The sequence below is a fragment of the Paenibacillus sp. FSL H8-0122 genome (assembly GCF_038005345.1).
Taxonomy (GTDB): Bacteria; Bacillota; Bacilli; order Paenibacillales; family Paenibacillaceae; genus Paenibacillus_AQ.
Genome location: NZ_JBBOTB010000001.1, coordinates 433,134 through 445,729 on the forward strand (window position 1 = coordinate 433,134; position 12,596 = coordinate 445,729).

A 12,596-nucleotide genomic window follows, 5' to 3' on the forward strand; every position below is an offset into this window, starting at 1 on the left:
CGGCTTGACCGCAGGAATGTCGGGAGGGACGGCAGGGCATGGGCAGAATCAGAAAATGGGGGAAACGGAGCACAGGCGTACCGCTCTTCGGGCGTCTGCGTCTGCCGGACTTCAGCGGAAGCGGTCTGAGGGGGCCGGGCGGGCGCCGCCAGGCCTTCAAGGCCAAACCGTCCAGAGCGGGAATCCGGCCGCCGGGCGCGGGTTCGGGAGCAAGGTTCGAAGCGAAGCCGTCAAGACCCGGCGTCGGGCTGGCTGGCCGGAGCTGGGGGCGGAGCGGGGGCTTCGTGGCGAAGCCCTCCAGGTCCGGCGGAGCGGATTACGGGACAGCGAAGCCGTCCGGGAGAGCAGCGGGCGCTCCGGGCCAGCGGGTCTGGCGCAAGGCCGGGCGCGGGGGGCGCGGCTTCCGCCTGTTCGGCAGCAGGGACGGGAAGCGGCAGGAAGCTGCCGGGGGCAAGGGGCAGAAGCCGCGCAGACGGGGCAGATTCTGGATCATCGTAAGCCTGCTGCTGATTCTGGCGGTGCTGCAGGGGCTGCGTTATGTGGAGCAGCATATGAAGCCGCCGATCCTGCATCTGGCGCAGATCCGGGTGAAGCAGATCGCCACGGAATCGATTAACAAGGCGATTACGTCCCAGGTGGCGGACGGCGGGAATGCCGAAGCGCTGATTGACTGGAAGACAGACAAGAACGGCAAAATCTCCGGCTTCATGCTCAACTACAAGGAGCATATGCGAATCACCTCGCAGGCCGCCGAGGTGATACAGTCTACGCTGCAGGAGCTGCATAACCGCAGCGAGCGTATACCGCTGGGCCAGGCGCTCGGCAGCCCGCTGATTGCCTCCTTTGGACCCGATATCCCGATCAAGATCGAGCCTCAGGGGGCCGTGAAGGTAGAGCTGAACACCCGGCAGCAAAATGCCGGAATCAATATGATTCTGGTTGAGGTCTATATTCATATTGTGACCGAGGTAGCGGTTGTAATTCCATTTGACATGGAGCCGCAGGTGGTGGATACCGAGATTCCCGTCTCCTACCTGATGGTAGTCGGTGACGTTCCAATGTACTACTATGACAATCAGGGCAAGCCTGTCGGCGAGAACGGCAGCAGCGCCCCGGGCATCGCCATCCCGGCCCCTTCGCTGAGTACTGAGAAGGGCAGTTCCGGCGTGGACAGCACACCAGCAGGCGGCGGCAACAGCAGCTCGGGCTCCGGCGGATCAGGCGGACATGCGGGCAGCGGGGAGAGCCCCGCGCCTGCCGCAGGCGTTACTACTGTGCCTGATGCGTCCGGGGGAGACGGCAATGTGGGCGGAGACAATTAGTATGGTGAAAAGAATACGGGAGAATAGCAGGCTTCAGCCGCACGCTATACATCCAGAAGCCAAGAAGAACCGCCAAGAACAGGCGGTTCTTTTATTAAAATATGAAGTGCGTAGTCCTAAGGTTTGTGTTCTTTTTGCCTCCACACTCCTCCCAATTATAGTCCACCTATACAATATTAATGCACTATGAATCAGCCGGATGGACTTCTATAATAAGGGCAACGCTGCGGCTGACAGGGGCTGTAAGCCAATCTTGGGGGGCTGAGACTAATGAGAATATTGATTGTAGATGATGAGCCCAGGCATCTGAGGGGGATGGTGAATCTGATCGGACGCCTTCGGCCGGAGGATCAGGTGGTGGCGGTGAAGGATGGCTTGTCGGCTATGGAGATGGTGAAGGCTCACCGGCCCGAAGCCATATTGACGGATATTCGCATGCCCGGAATGGATGGGCTTGAATTTCTTGAACGGCTTAAGCACGAAGGGTTCCAGACCAGGGTTGTAATGGTATCCGCTTACAATCTGTTCGAGTATGCGCAAAAGGCAGTCCATTATGGGGCTTATGATTACCTGCTGAAGCCGGTGGAGATTGGCCAAGTAGCAGATGTCCTAAGCCGGATTGACCTTCTGCTGACAGCGGAACAGAGGCAGCGCCGTGAAGAGGAAGAGCTGCAGCACCGGCTTAAGCTCGCTTCTTCCGCCTACCTGAACCGGCTCATGCTGTCCTGGCTGAACGGAAGTGCGTCCTTGGCCGAGCTGGCGGAGCTGGACGGTTATGATTGGCTGCGGGAGAGCGGTGTCGCAGTGTATTCGGAGCTGAACTCCTGCGGGGACAGCGGGGAGAGGCAGGACAGCGGCGTGTTCATCCGTGCTCTGGAGCAGGCTTGGAGCAGGTGGGGGGAAGCCATCACGATTCCCTTGAGCGGGATGACGGAGGACGGCCCTCTTGCCGCCGTTACCTTGATTACTCTGGAAGCCCTTACCGGGGACAAGCGGGAAGAAGCCCGGTCCATTGCCCGTTCCTTGGCGGCGGATTGGACGCATACCGGAGAGCTCACCCACGGGATTGGCCCGGAATGCCGTTCCCTCCGGGAGGAAGCGCCGCGGTCCTATCTGGCGGCCAGAACGGCCAACAGTTACAACTTCTATGATTTCCGGCAGGGGCTGCTGTTTTCTGATGAGATCAGGTTTTCTTCCCGCGAGGCCGTTCCTGACTGGAGCAAGGTCTATGAGGCGTTGAAAATGGATGATGCTGCGTTTGTTCTGGAAGCTTGCGGGGAAGCCCTCTGTCAGCTTGCGGACGGTGGACATACCAGTCCTATGCTGCTGAAGGAGCAGGCATCGCTGATGCTGCTGCAGATCCGGAGTGAGCATCAGGACATTCTGGATAAGAGAGCGCAGCAGAAGCTGACCGGTACGGCTGCGATGCTTATCCGCTCCTGCCGCTCGTACCCGGAGCTGGTGGACGATCTGGAGAATGCGCTCCGGGAAGTGCATCTTGCCCTGGCCTGCTTCAGACAGGATAAGGGCGAGGTGGTGACTGCTGAATGCCTGGGCTGGATACAGGAACATACGAGAGAGAACATCACACTGGAGCGGGCAGCCGAGCATTTCCATTTTAACCCTTCCTATTTCAGTACACTGATCAAGAACAGGACGGGAAAAACCTTCTCTGAGCATGTGACGGCGGCCCGGATGAAGCGGGCCAAGGTGCTGCTTGCCGGGGAGCCGCTCCGAATATATGAGATATCCCTGGAATGCGGATTTCAGGATACGAAATATTTTTGCCGCGTATTCAAGAAGTATTACGGCATGTCGCCCAAAGCCTATAAGCACGCGCTGTCGCAAAGGAAGCGGGAAGCATGAAGATTACCTTCCGATACCGGCTGCTGGCCAGCTACATCCTGCTGATCGCGATTCCCCTGCTCGTTCTGGGGGCTTTGTTCTACCGGACCAGCCTGAAGATTATTACAGAGCAGGCGCAGAAGAATGTGTATGAGATTGTCAGGAAGAACAATGAAGTTATGGACACCAAGCTGCGGATCGTGGACCAGAACAGCATGTCCTTGTTCCTCGATAAGGATCTGTTCCGCATCTTCAACCAGCTGGACCCCGCGAATGAAGCGGAGCTGTTCGCAGCCGACCGGCAGGTGACGGCGGTGCTCGGCAAAACCTTTTCCCAGAACCAGGATATCTTTGCCTACCAGCTGTGGACCTCCTACTTCACCTTCGGACAACCCCTGCCTCAAGGAGAGCCGACGCAATCGGATATCTACCGTATGGCCCGGCAGGCCGGAGGGAAGCTGGTATGGATACCGACTTATGAGTTCGCGTCCATGTTCAACCAGCCCTATCTGCAAAGCGGGAATCTGGAGTTCCGTTTTCTTTTCTCGGCTACACGCCTGCTGGATTTCACCTATCTGAGCAATACGAAGCTTGCCAAAATGGATGCCGGAGTGGAACGCCCCGTACTTGCCATAAGCTTCAAATCCGAGGTGCTTAAATCCTTGTATGCAGACAGCCTTCCGGGAAACTCGCGCTACATGGTGCTTGATCCGCAGGACAGGGTAGTTGCCAGCAGTGAGCCGGGTCAGGTTGCACAGATCTATAAGGAGGCAGGGCTGGACAAGCTGCAGCGGGAGAACAGCGGGGCACGGAGAATGAAGCTGGACGGCGAAGCGGTGATCGTCTGCTTCGACCGTTCGGAGGTGACCGGCTGGATGTCTGTGGTGTGGATACCGGAGGCAGGGCTGGTGAGCAGCTTCGTGCCGGTGATCCGCACCTCGATTACCGTGCTGGCCGTTGTGATGGGGATCGTGGCTCTGGTCTTCGCCTTCTTCATTGCCGGCAAAATCACCAGGCCGATCAAGCGGCTGCTAAGCGCGATGAAATCGGTGGGCGAAGGAGATTTCCAGACCCGCGTGGATGTGGTGAGCCATGACGAGTTCGGCATTTTGACCCAGCGCTTTAACCGGATGAATGACCGGATTCACCTGCTGGTGACGGAGAATTACGAGATCAAGCTGAAGGAGAAGGAGGCCGAGATACAGGCGCTGAATATGCAGATGCATCCGCACTTCCTGTACAATACGTTGAATGTGATGAACTGGACGGCGATTGAGAATGATCAGCAGGAGCTTAGCAGAATGCTTGTCTGCTTATCCAATATGCTGCATTACACCTCCAGGAAGACATGGGACGCCGTACCTTTGTCCGAAGAGATGAGCTGGATGAGTAATTACTTCTATATTATGTCGATCCGCTTCGAGGACAAGTTCACCGTGGAGTATGATATGGACCCTCGGCTCCTGGAGTACGATGTGCCGCGGCTGCTGTTCCAGCCTTTTGTGGAGAATGCGATTCTTCACGGCTTCGACCGGACCGAGTCAGGTGGCATTATCGGTATCCGCGGCTGGATTAACGGCAGAACCCGGCATTACGAGGTAGCTGACAACGGCCGGGGCATGAGTGCGGAGACGGTACACAGGATTCTGTATCAGAAATCTTCCTCCGTGGGCATTAAGAATACTATTGACCGCATTCAGATGACCTACGGGGGCGAGTACGGGATATCCATCTTCTCGACTCCGGGAACGGGCACGAAGGTAGTGATTACTTTACCGCTATAAGCCAATCCCGGTCCACCAATCCAAAGAGATTAGGGTTATGTAAGCGCTATCTTATATTTTATAATAAAGGCATCATAGACTGCAGCTATGAACCCGTTGAACTTAGAAATCGAGAGGGGCTTGGAATATGTCGCAACCCAGGAAATCAGTCTTCATCACATTGGCTCTGGTTCTGATGCTTGCCGCCGTGCTGTCTGCGTGCTCGAAGTCTAATACTGCAAGCCCTGACACTTCCGCATCTTCCGGAAATTCCGGATCGAAGGAGAATATTAAGCTGCGGATGACGGTCTGGGGCTCACCGGAGGAAGTGGCTCCTTATAAAAAAGCGATTCAGAATTTCGAGGCCAAGCATCCGAGCGTTAAGGTCGAGCTTCAGCATATTGCCGCCGATTATGATACCAAGCTGACGACTATGGTCGCCGGGAATGATGTTCCGGACATTGCCATGATGGAATCGGGCACAATTGCTTTTCCGATGGCGGAGCAGGGCAAATTCTATAATCTTCAGGAATTCCTGGATACGGATGCCGATATCAGTCCGGATACGCTGGTTCCCAATATTACCTACTCGCTGGAGCCGGGCAATGTTATCGGGATCGGTCCGGGGCCTGAATCCTTCGGCCTGTTCTACAATGAGGATATCTTCAAGGAAGCCGGAATTGAACCTCCCCCGTCGAATGTGGCCGATGCCTGGACCTGGGATGAATTCGTCGAAGTCGCGAAGAAGCTCACAGTAGACACGAACGGCAAGACGGCAGACCAGGAGGGCTTCAATCCGGCAAAAATCAAGCAATACGGCGCAAATATCTCCACCTGGTGGGGGGTATACAGCAACTTTATCTACTCCAACGGAGGGGATTTCATCTCGGCGGACGGCAAAACCTTCGGCCTGAACCAGCCGGAGGCGGTGGAAGCCCTCCAGAAAATATCTGATCTGATGAATGTGCATCATGTCTCCCCTTCACCTGTGCAGTCCAAGAATATTCCGGCAACGAATGTGGCTCTTCAGACCAAGAAGGTGGCGATGACTGTAGACGGGCAATGGGCAAGCGCAGGCCTCGCCCAATCGAAGTTCAACTTCAATGTCGGGGTCATGCCTGTAATGAAGGAACCGGTTACCACCGTGGTCTGCGGCATGTTCTCCATCTTCAAATCCACGAAGCATCCCCAGGAGACCTGGGAGCTGCTGAAGGCGCTGCTCGATCCTGAAGCTTCCATTGATATGCTGACAGCCGGAACCTGGATGCCTTCACCTAAGGATTGGTACACCGATCCTGCACTGCTGGCCAAATGGACAGAGAATCTGGATGCCAGACCGTCCGGCTATAAAGAAGCCATCGTGGATGTGATTCTGAGCAAGGGTCATCAGACGCCGACCGGATATGTGAAGAACTTCAACAATATTATGGACCTCGTCAATCCCGCCTTGGATAAGGTATGGCTCGGCCAGCAGACGGCCCAGGAGGCGATGGACTCCATCGCCGCGAAGGCCCAGGCCCAGATTAAGGGGCGGCGCGATATCAAGGAATAATTAACTGCGAAATCACAGCATGGAGCGGCGTCCGTTGCCTCGTTCGCCGCTTTTTGTGCACTGTAAGAATGGATATGCGATTTCGAGACTGGAGGCCGGTATGCGAAAGGGAATGTTCTATGGGCTGTTATTCACGGCCCCCGCCATCCTTGGATTTGCCATTTTTACGCTGGGTCCCATGATCGCCAGTCTGGTGCTCAGCCTGACCGACTACAATGTGTTCAAGGAACAGACCGCCTTTGTGGGTCTGGATAATTTCACGCGGCTGTTCTCAGGGGAGGATGAGCTGTTCTACAAATCGCTGGGGATCACCTTCTATTTCGTCGTGCTGCGTGTCCCTGCGGTGATTCTCCTCTCCTTCGGGATTGCGCTGCTGCTGAATCTCAATGTGAAGGGAAGGGCGATCTTCCGTACCATCATCTATCTTCCGAGCATCGTTCCGGCGGTGGCCTCGGCCATGATCTGGATGTGGCTGCTTAACCCCGATCTGGGCCTCATCAATTCGCTGCTGAGCCGCCTGCATCTGCCGACCAGCAACTGGCTGTACGGGGAAGGGAGCGTTATCCCCTCGGTCGTACTTACCACGCTATGGGGGATCGGCAGCACGGTGATTATTTTCCTCGCCGGACTCTCCGGCATCCCCCGGCAGTATTACGAGGCCATTGAGGTGGACGGGGGCGGCTGGTTCCGCAAGCTGAGCCATGTGACGGTTCCGATGGTCACCCCGACGATCTTTTTCAATACCATCATGACCATTATCGGTTCCTTTCAGGTCTTCAACGAAGCTTACATTCTGACGCAGGGCGGACCGAACAACCAGAGTCTGTTCTATGTATTTTATCTGTGGAGAACGGGCTTCCGGGATGCCGAAATGGGCTATGCTTCTGCGTTGGCCTGGATCTTGTTCATCATCATTCTGTTCTTCACATTCATCGTGTTCAGAACCTCGAAGTCGTGGGTGTATTACGAAGGGGGGGACCGGACTTGAGGCCATCGAAGCTTTCACTTACCGCAGGCTACGGAGCGCTGATCCTGATCTCCGGCATGTTCATCATTCCGTTTGTCTGGCTGATCCGCAGCTCGCTGATGAATTTGTCGCAGATTTTCACCATGCCTCCCGAATGGATACCGAGGCCGTTTCAATGGAGCAACTTTCACAAGGCGCTGACGGTGCTGCCGTTCGATGTGTTCTTCAAGAACACGCTGATTATCGTAGTTACGGTGCTTGTGGGGACCGTGATTACCAGCAGCATCGGAGCGTTCGGATTCTCACGGATTCAGTGGAAGGGCAGGGATACAGTGTTCGCGATCCTGATGACCAGCATGATGCTGCCGGCGGCGGTCACGATTATCCCGAGCTTCCTCGGCTGGCAGATGATGGGGTTATACGATACGCTGTACCCGCTCATTGTACCCGCTTATTTCGGCGGGGGGATCTTCAATATTTTCCTGCTCCGGCAATTCTATTTGACGATTCCGCGCGATTTCGATGAAGCAGCCTTTGTGGACGGGGCGAATTACTGGCAGATCTATACCCGGATCATCTTTCCTTTAAGCCGCTCTGCTATCATCGTGGTCGCCTTGTTCAGCTTTCTGGCCTCCTGGAATGACTTTATGGGTCCGCTGATTTATCTGAAAAGCGACAGTCTCTTCACCCTCGCCCTGGGCCTGCAAATGTTCCAGGGGACCTACACCGCGCAGTGGGATCTGCTAATGGCGGCCTCGGCCACGGTCGTGCTGCCCTGTGTTATTGTATTTCTGGCCGGACAGCGTTACTTTCTGGAGGGCATAACCTTAACAGGATTAAAAGGATAAAGGAGGCGGGAAACGGAAATGGCACAGCAACAAGCGAGGATTCATGCCTGGCAGGGCGTGTCCTTTACGGGAGTCACGATAGATGATCAGTTCTGGCTGCCGCGTCTGAAGGTGCTCCGGCAGACCACGCTGCCGGATTGCCTGTCCAAATGTGAGGAGACCGGCCGCATCAATAACTTCGCCAAGGCCGGGGGACTGCTGGAAGGGCATTACGAAGGAAAGTATTATAATGATTCGGATGTCTACAAGGTGCTTGAAGGCGTGGCCTATGCCCTGATGTCAGAGCGGGATGCGGCGCTGGAGGCTGAGGCCGACTGGATCATCGGGCTGATCTCGGCTGCGCAGGAAGCAGACGGTTACCTGTGTGCTTATTTCACCCTGGAGAATCCTGAGGGCAAGTGGACGGACATGGAGAAGCACGAGATGTACAACGGCGGCCATCTGATCGAAGCGGCGGTTGCCTACTATGAAGCGACCGGCAAGCGTGAGCTGCTGGAGGTGGCCTGCCGTCTGGCCGATCATATTGACGGGGTGTTCGGCCCCGGCAAGCGGCACTGGGTGGAAGGGCATGAGGAGATCGAGCTGGCGCTGGTGAAGCTGTACCGCGCCACAGGGATGGAGCGCTACTGGAAGCTGGCCTTGTGGCTGCTGGAGGAGCGCGGCCATGGTCACGGCAAGGGCGCGATCTGGGACAATCCGGAGTGGGGACCGCCGTATTGCCAGGACGATGTTCCCGTCCGCGAGATTAAGCAGGTCACCGGCCATGCCGTCCGGGCGGTATATCTGTATACGGCAATGGCGGATATTGTCGATGCTTCCGGCGACTCCGCTTATGCGGAGGCACTGCACCGGGTCTGGACACATACGGTGGAGCGGAACATGTATGTAACGGGCGGCATTGGGCCGTCTAGACATAATGAAGGCTTCACTACCGATTACGACCTGCCCAATGAGACCGCCTATTGCGAGACCTGCGCCGCCATTGCCATGGTGTTCTGGAATCACCGGATGAACCTGACGTTCGGGGACGGCAAATATGCCGATGTGGTAGAGCGTGAGATGTACAACGGCGCTTTGTCGGGAATCTCCCTGTCTGGGGATCAATATTTCTATGAGAATCCGCTGGCTTCACAGGGCGGGCATCATCGTGTGCCGTGGTTTGAAACCTCCTGCTGTCCGACCAATTTGGCCCGCTTCCTGCCTTCCCTGGGCCAATACGCCTATGCTGTTACAGAGGACGGCCTGGCGGTGAATCAATATATGAACAGCGAAGCGGAGCTGGTGCTGGGCAGCGGGCTGGGCGTCAGGCTGAAGCTAAGCACCCGGTATCCCTGGGATGGCCGGATAGAGCTTGAGTTGAACCCTGCTGCAAGCGCCGAATTCAGTATCCGGCTGCGCGTGCCGGAGTGGTGCAGCGGATACCGGGTGGAGGCGGGAGGCGCAGGACCGGAAGCCCTGACGGATCAGGGGTATCTGGTGCTGGACCGGAAGTGGTACCCGGGAGATAAGGTTGTGCTTGAGCTGGATATGCCCGTGAATAAGGTGCGGGCCCGGACGGAGGTGGAGGCCGACCGAGGGCGTGTTGCCGTGCAGCGGGGACCCGTTGTATATTGTCTGGAGCAGACGGACCATCCCGGATTATCGTATGATGGATACTCCATTCCGTCCGGGGCGAAGTTCCGGGTGGAGCACCTGCCGGAGCTGCTGGGCGGGGTAACGGTGCTGCTGAGCCGGGATGAAGACGGCAGGCCGCTCCGGTTCATCCCATACTATGCCTGGGATAACAGGGAGCCCGGATTCATGCAGGTCTGGGTCCGGGAATTGGAAGGAAGCAGCCTGTACAGCTATTGATAAGCTTTTGCGTAGAAAGGAGTGAGGTTCGCTTGCGGGGAATCACGAACCCGATTGTGCCAGGCTGGTATGCAGACCCTGAAGCAAGAACCTATGAGGGCAGGCATTATGTGTATGCCACCAGATCTTTTACGGAATATACCCGGCAGATGAACCTGGATGTCTTCAGTTCCACGGATCTGGTTCATTGGACGACCCACGAGGGAATCATCGAAATGGATGATTTCCCCTGGATTTGGAGAGCGGTATGGGCTCCGACCCAGATTGAGCAGAGCGGCCGTCATTATCTGGTCTTTGCCTCCAACGATATCCAGAAGGACGGCGAAGCCGGCGGTCTGGAGATTGCTGTTGCGGATGCTCCCGAAGGCCCCTACAGAGGGTATCTCCACCGGCCGCTGATCGGCGGGTTCATTCACGGCGCGCAGCCGATCGATGCTCATCTGTTCAAGGATGAGGACGGTGCAATCTATCTGTATTACGGAGGCTGGGGCCATTGCAACGTGGCCCGGATGAATGAGGAGATGACAGGGTTCATTCCGTTCCCGGACGGAGAGGTCATCCGTTCCGTCACCCCGCCGGGTTATGTGGAGGGGCCGTGTATGATCAAGAAGGACGGCCTGTATTACCTGATGTGGTCGATGGGCGGGTGGACCAACGGGACCTACCGGGTCGCTTATGGCGTAAGCGACAACCCGCTGGGACCGTTCGCGAACCTGGGGACCATACTGGAGCGGCAGGAGCCCGTGGCGGAAGGCCCCGGACATCACGGATATTTGCATCTGCCGGAACGCGATGAATGGCTGATCGTCTATCACCGCAGACTCATCGGCGACCCGGAGCCGGGCAACCGCATGTTATGCATCGACAGACTGGAATTCGCTGACGGGGCCATTAAGCCGGTAAGGATGACCGACCGGTGGTAAGCTTGCCGGCTTATCGTAGGTGAATACAGGAGAAGTGAGGCCTTGGCTGGCTTACGCCGGGGCCTCTTTTGTCGTGATGCTGGAGGGACTCTTCATTCAATTAATGTTTTTCACCACTGTATTCCCATAATGTTGTACATATTGCAACTCGGAGACCTGGATATCCGGGGATTTAATAGAGTTATTGTATAAAATGCAGGCGTGTTGATTACCCATATTATGGGATGACAAAAACACCTAAATGTTCTTTACGCCTGAGCAGATTAAACTGAACCTGCCACTCCAGCGGAAGATTAAATATACGCCAGTGCTGCATAAATTCCCAAAGAGTCAGCTCAGCAAAGACCGGTACCTTCGGGTGAATTTCATCAAAAATGTATTTCAAAAGCACATACGTGGCAAGGGCTACAAACAATTGGCTATATACTGCATTTTCGGTGGTTCCAAATAGACAAGGGACATTCAAATGCTGTTTCACCCAGCGGAAAAAGACTTCAATTTCCCAGCGTGCTTTGTACATTTCAGCAATCACATGAGCGGACTCTTTTCTCAAATCGGTCACAATTCGTACCACTTCACCCCGGTCATTTTCAAATTCAACGACGCGGTGGCGCTGGGCGGATTGGTGTTTGCCTTGACCAATATAACAGGTGATATCGCGTACAATTTTGGTGTCTCCCTCCGCCGGTCGCTGAAGCTTTCGCGGCATCACCAAATGGAGATTGTCTTTCAGACGAATCACAAAGGACTGACCTTGCTGCACATATTGATCCAATCGACCGATTTTTCCATACGCCCGATCCTGAACTAAAAGGTAGTCCTTATCGGCCAAAACTTCTCCAAATGGAGCGTCATTGCGCCTGGCAATCGATTCGACCACATTCACGGGTGAATGCTGTCCATGTGAAAGAGCGACATGCAGCTTGATGCCTCCTCTGAATTTTTTATACGGAGCCCAAGACATGCGGGAGTTTGCCGCCGTAACCGTCGTAGAGTCAATCAGTAGAAGATCTTTAGGCAGATTTAGGTGCCGACGGGTTTGCCGATTACATTTCTGGACGAGCAGTTGAAACAAACGCTTGAAGATATCGTAAGGCACTTCACCGGCTTTGCCCGAAAGGGTGGAGTAATGAACCTTGGGCAAATCGTAGTTCGAGCCCACCCGAGCACTTTGACGAAAGCCATCCCATTGGTGGTAGCAGGCTTGGATAAAGTAATCGAACAACACACCCACGGTCATTTTGGTTCCGGTATCCTCGTAGTCCTTGGTTTGCCCGGTCACCCTTTGGACTTCTTCTGAAGTTAATACTTGTTTGAACACGGCCAAGAATGGGGTATTATTATTCATGAGGTCGCCTCATTTCGGTTTGGTTTGGTCGTACTTACCATTACCCGAAATGGCGGCCTTTTTTGTCCCTTTTTTTGGGAAATCAACACGCTTATATAAAATGCAAGAATTGCCCCCCGCTAAGCGTTTGGAGGATGAAAAATCCTGCTTTTTATGCAACAATATTGGAATGTAGCC

9 protein-coding genes are annotated in these 12,596 nt (G+C 55.3%); 8 read left to right on the top strand and 1 reads right to left on the bottom strand.

What is annotated here, in order from left to right; genetic code table 11:
• Nucleotides 1–488 precede the first annotated feature (488 nt).
• The 8 genes from yunB to NSS64_RS02025 all read left to right on the top strand — a co-directional run bounded on the left by yunB (nucleotide 489) and on the right by NSS64_RS02025 (nucleotide 11,071).
• On the top strand, nucleotides 489–1,322 hold the full coding sequence (yunB, locus tag NSS64_RS01990; protein WP_341142745.1) for a sporulation protein YunB: 834 nt from the start codon (nucleotides 489–491) through the stop codon (nucleotides 1,320–1,322).
• A 270-nt stretch (nucleotides 1,323–1,592) separates the two neighbouring features.
• A complete protein-coding gene (locus NSS64_RS01995; protein ID WP_341139050.1) occupies nucleotides 1,593–3,188 on the top strand; it encodes a response regulator transcription factor in 1,596 nt (531 codons plus the stop codon).
• Nucleotides 3,185–4,951, top strand: a complete 1,767-nt coding sequence (locus NSS64_RS02000; RefSeq protein ID WP_341139051.1) for a sensor histidine kinase — start codon at nucleotides 3,185–3,187, stop codon at nucleotides 4,949–4,951. Before NSS64_RS01995 ends, NSS64_RS02000 begins: the two co-directional genes overlap by 4 nt.
• Before the next feature lie 127 nt (nucleotides 4,952–5,078).
• Nucleotides 5,079–6,482, top strand: a complete 1,404-nt coding sequence (locus NSS64_RS02005; protein WP_340938224.1) for an ABC transporter substrate-binding protein — start codon at nucleotides 5,079–5,081, stop codon at nucleotides 6,480–6,482.
• Nucleotides 6,483–6,582: 100 nt separating this feature from the next.
• Nucleotides 6,583–7,470 carry a carbohydrate ABC transporter permease gene (locus NSS64_RS02010; RefSeq protein WP_076085002.1) on the top strand — a complete coding sequence of 296 codons (888 nt, stop codon included), beginning with the start codon at nucleotides 6,583–6,585 and terminating at the stop codon, nucleotides 7,468–7,470.
• Between the two features lie 56 nt (nucleotides 7,471–7,526).
• Nucleotides 7,527–8,297 carry a carbohydrate ABC transporter permease gene (locus tag NSS64_RS02015; protein WP_340995705.1) on the top strand — a complete coding sequence of 257 codons (771 nt, stop codon included), beginning with the start codon at nucleotides 7,527–7,529 and terminating at the stop codon, nucleotides 8,295–8,297.
• An 18-nt stretch (nucleotides 8,298–8,315) separates the two neighbouring features.
• On the top strand, nucleotides 8,316–10,148 hold the full coding sequence (locus NSS64_RS02020; RefSeq protein WP_341139052.1) for a glycoside hydrolase family 127 protein: 1,833 nt from the start codon (nucleotides 8,316–8,318) through the stop codon (nucleotides 10,146–10,148).
• A gap of 32 nt (nucleotides 10,149–10,180) precedes the next feature.
• Entirely contained in the window at nucleotides 10,181–11,071 is an 891-nt protein-coding gene (locus NSS64_RS02025; RefSeq protein ID WP_341139053.1) for a glycoside hydrolase family 43 protein, read from the top strand.
• Nucleotides 11,072–11,288: 217 nt separating this feature from the next.
• On the opposite strand, the gene NSS64_RS02030 is transcribed toward NSS64_RS02025, so the two are convergent.
• On the bottom strand, nucleotides 11,289–12,419 hold the full coding sequence (locus tag NSS64_RS02030) for an IS4 family transposase (RefSeq protein WP_341139054.1): 1,131 nt from the start codon (nucleotides 12,417–12,419) through the stop codon (nucleotides 11,289–11,291).
• Nucleotides 12,420–12,596: the final 177 nt, after the last annotated feature.

Excerpts from the sequence above, each read along its gene's own strand:
- NSS64_RS02005 (WP_340938224.1), top strand. The coding sequence starts at position 5,079 with ATGTCGCAACCCAGGAAATCAGTCTTCATCACATTGGCTCTGGTTCTG.
- NSS64_RS02020 (WP_341139052.1), top strand. The coding sequence starts at position 8,316 with ATGGCACAGCAACAAGCGAGGATTCATGCCTGGCAGGGCGTGTCCTTT.
- NSS64_RS01995 (WP_341139050.1), top strand. The coding sequence starts at position 1,593 with ATGAGAATATTGATTGTAGATGATGAGCCCAGGCATCTGAGGGGGATG.
- NSS64_RS02030 (WP_341139054.1), bottom strand. The coding sequence starts at position 12,419 with ATGAATAATAATACCCCATTCTTGGCCGTGTTCAAACAAGTATTAACT.
- NSS64_RS02015 (WP_340995705.1), top strand. The coding sequence starts at position 7,527 with ATGTTCATCATTCCGTTTGTCTGGCTGATCCGCAGCTCGCTGATGAAT.
- NSS64_RS02000 (WP_341139051.1), top strand. The coding sequence starts at position 3,185 with ATGAAGATTACCTTCCGATACCGGCTGCTGGCCAGCTACATCCTGCTG.
- NSS64_RS02010 (WP_076085002.1), top strand. The coding sequence starts at position 6,583 with ATGCGAAAGGGAATGTTCTATGGGCTGTTATTCACGGCCCCCGCCATC.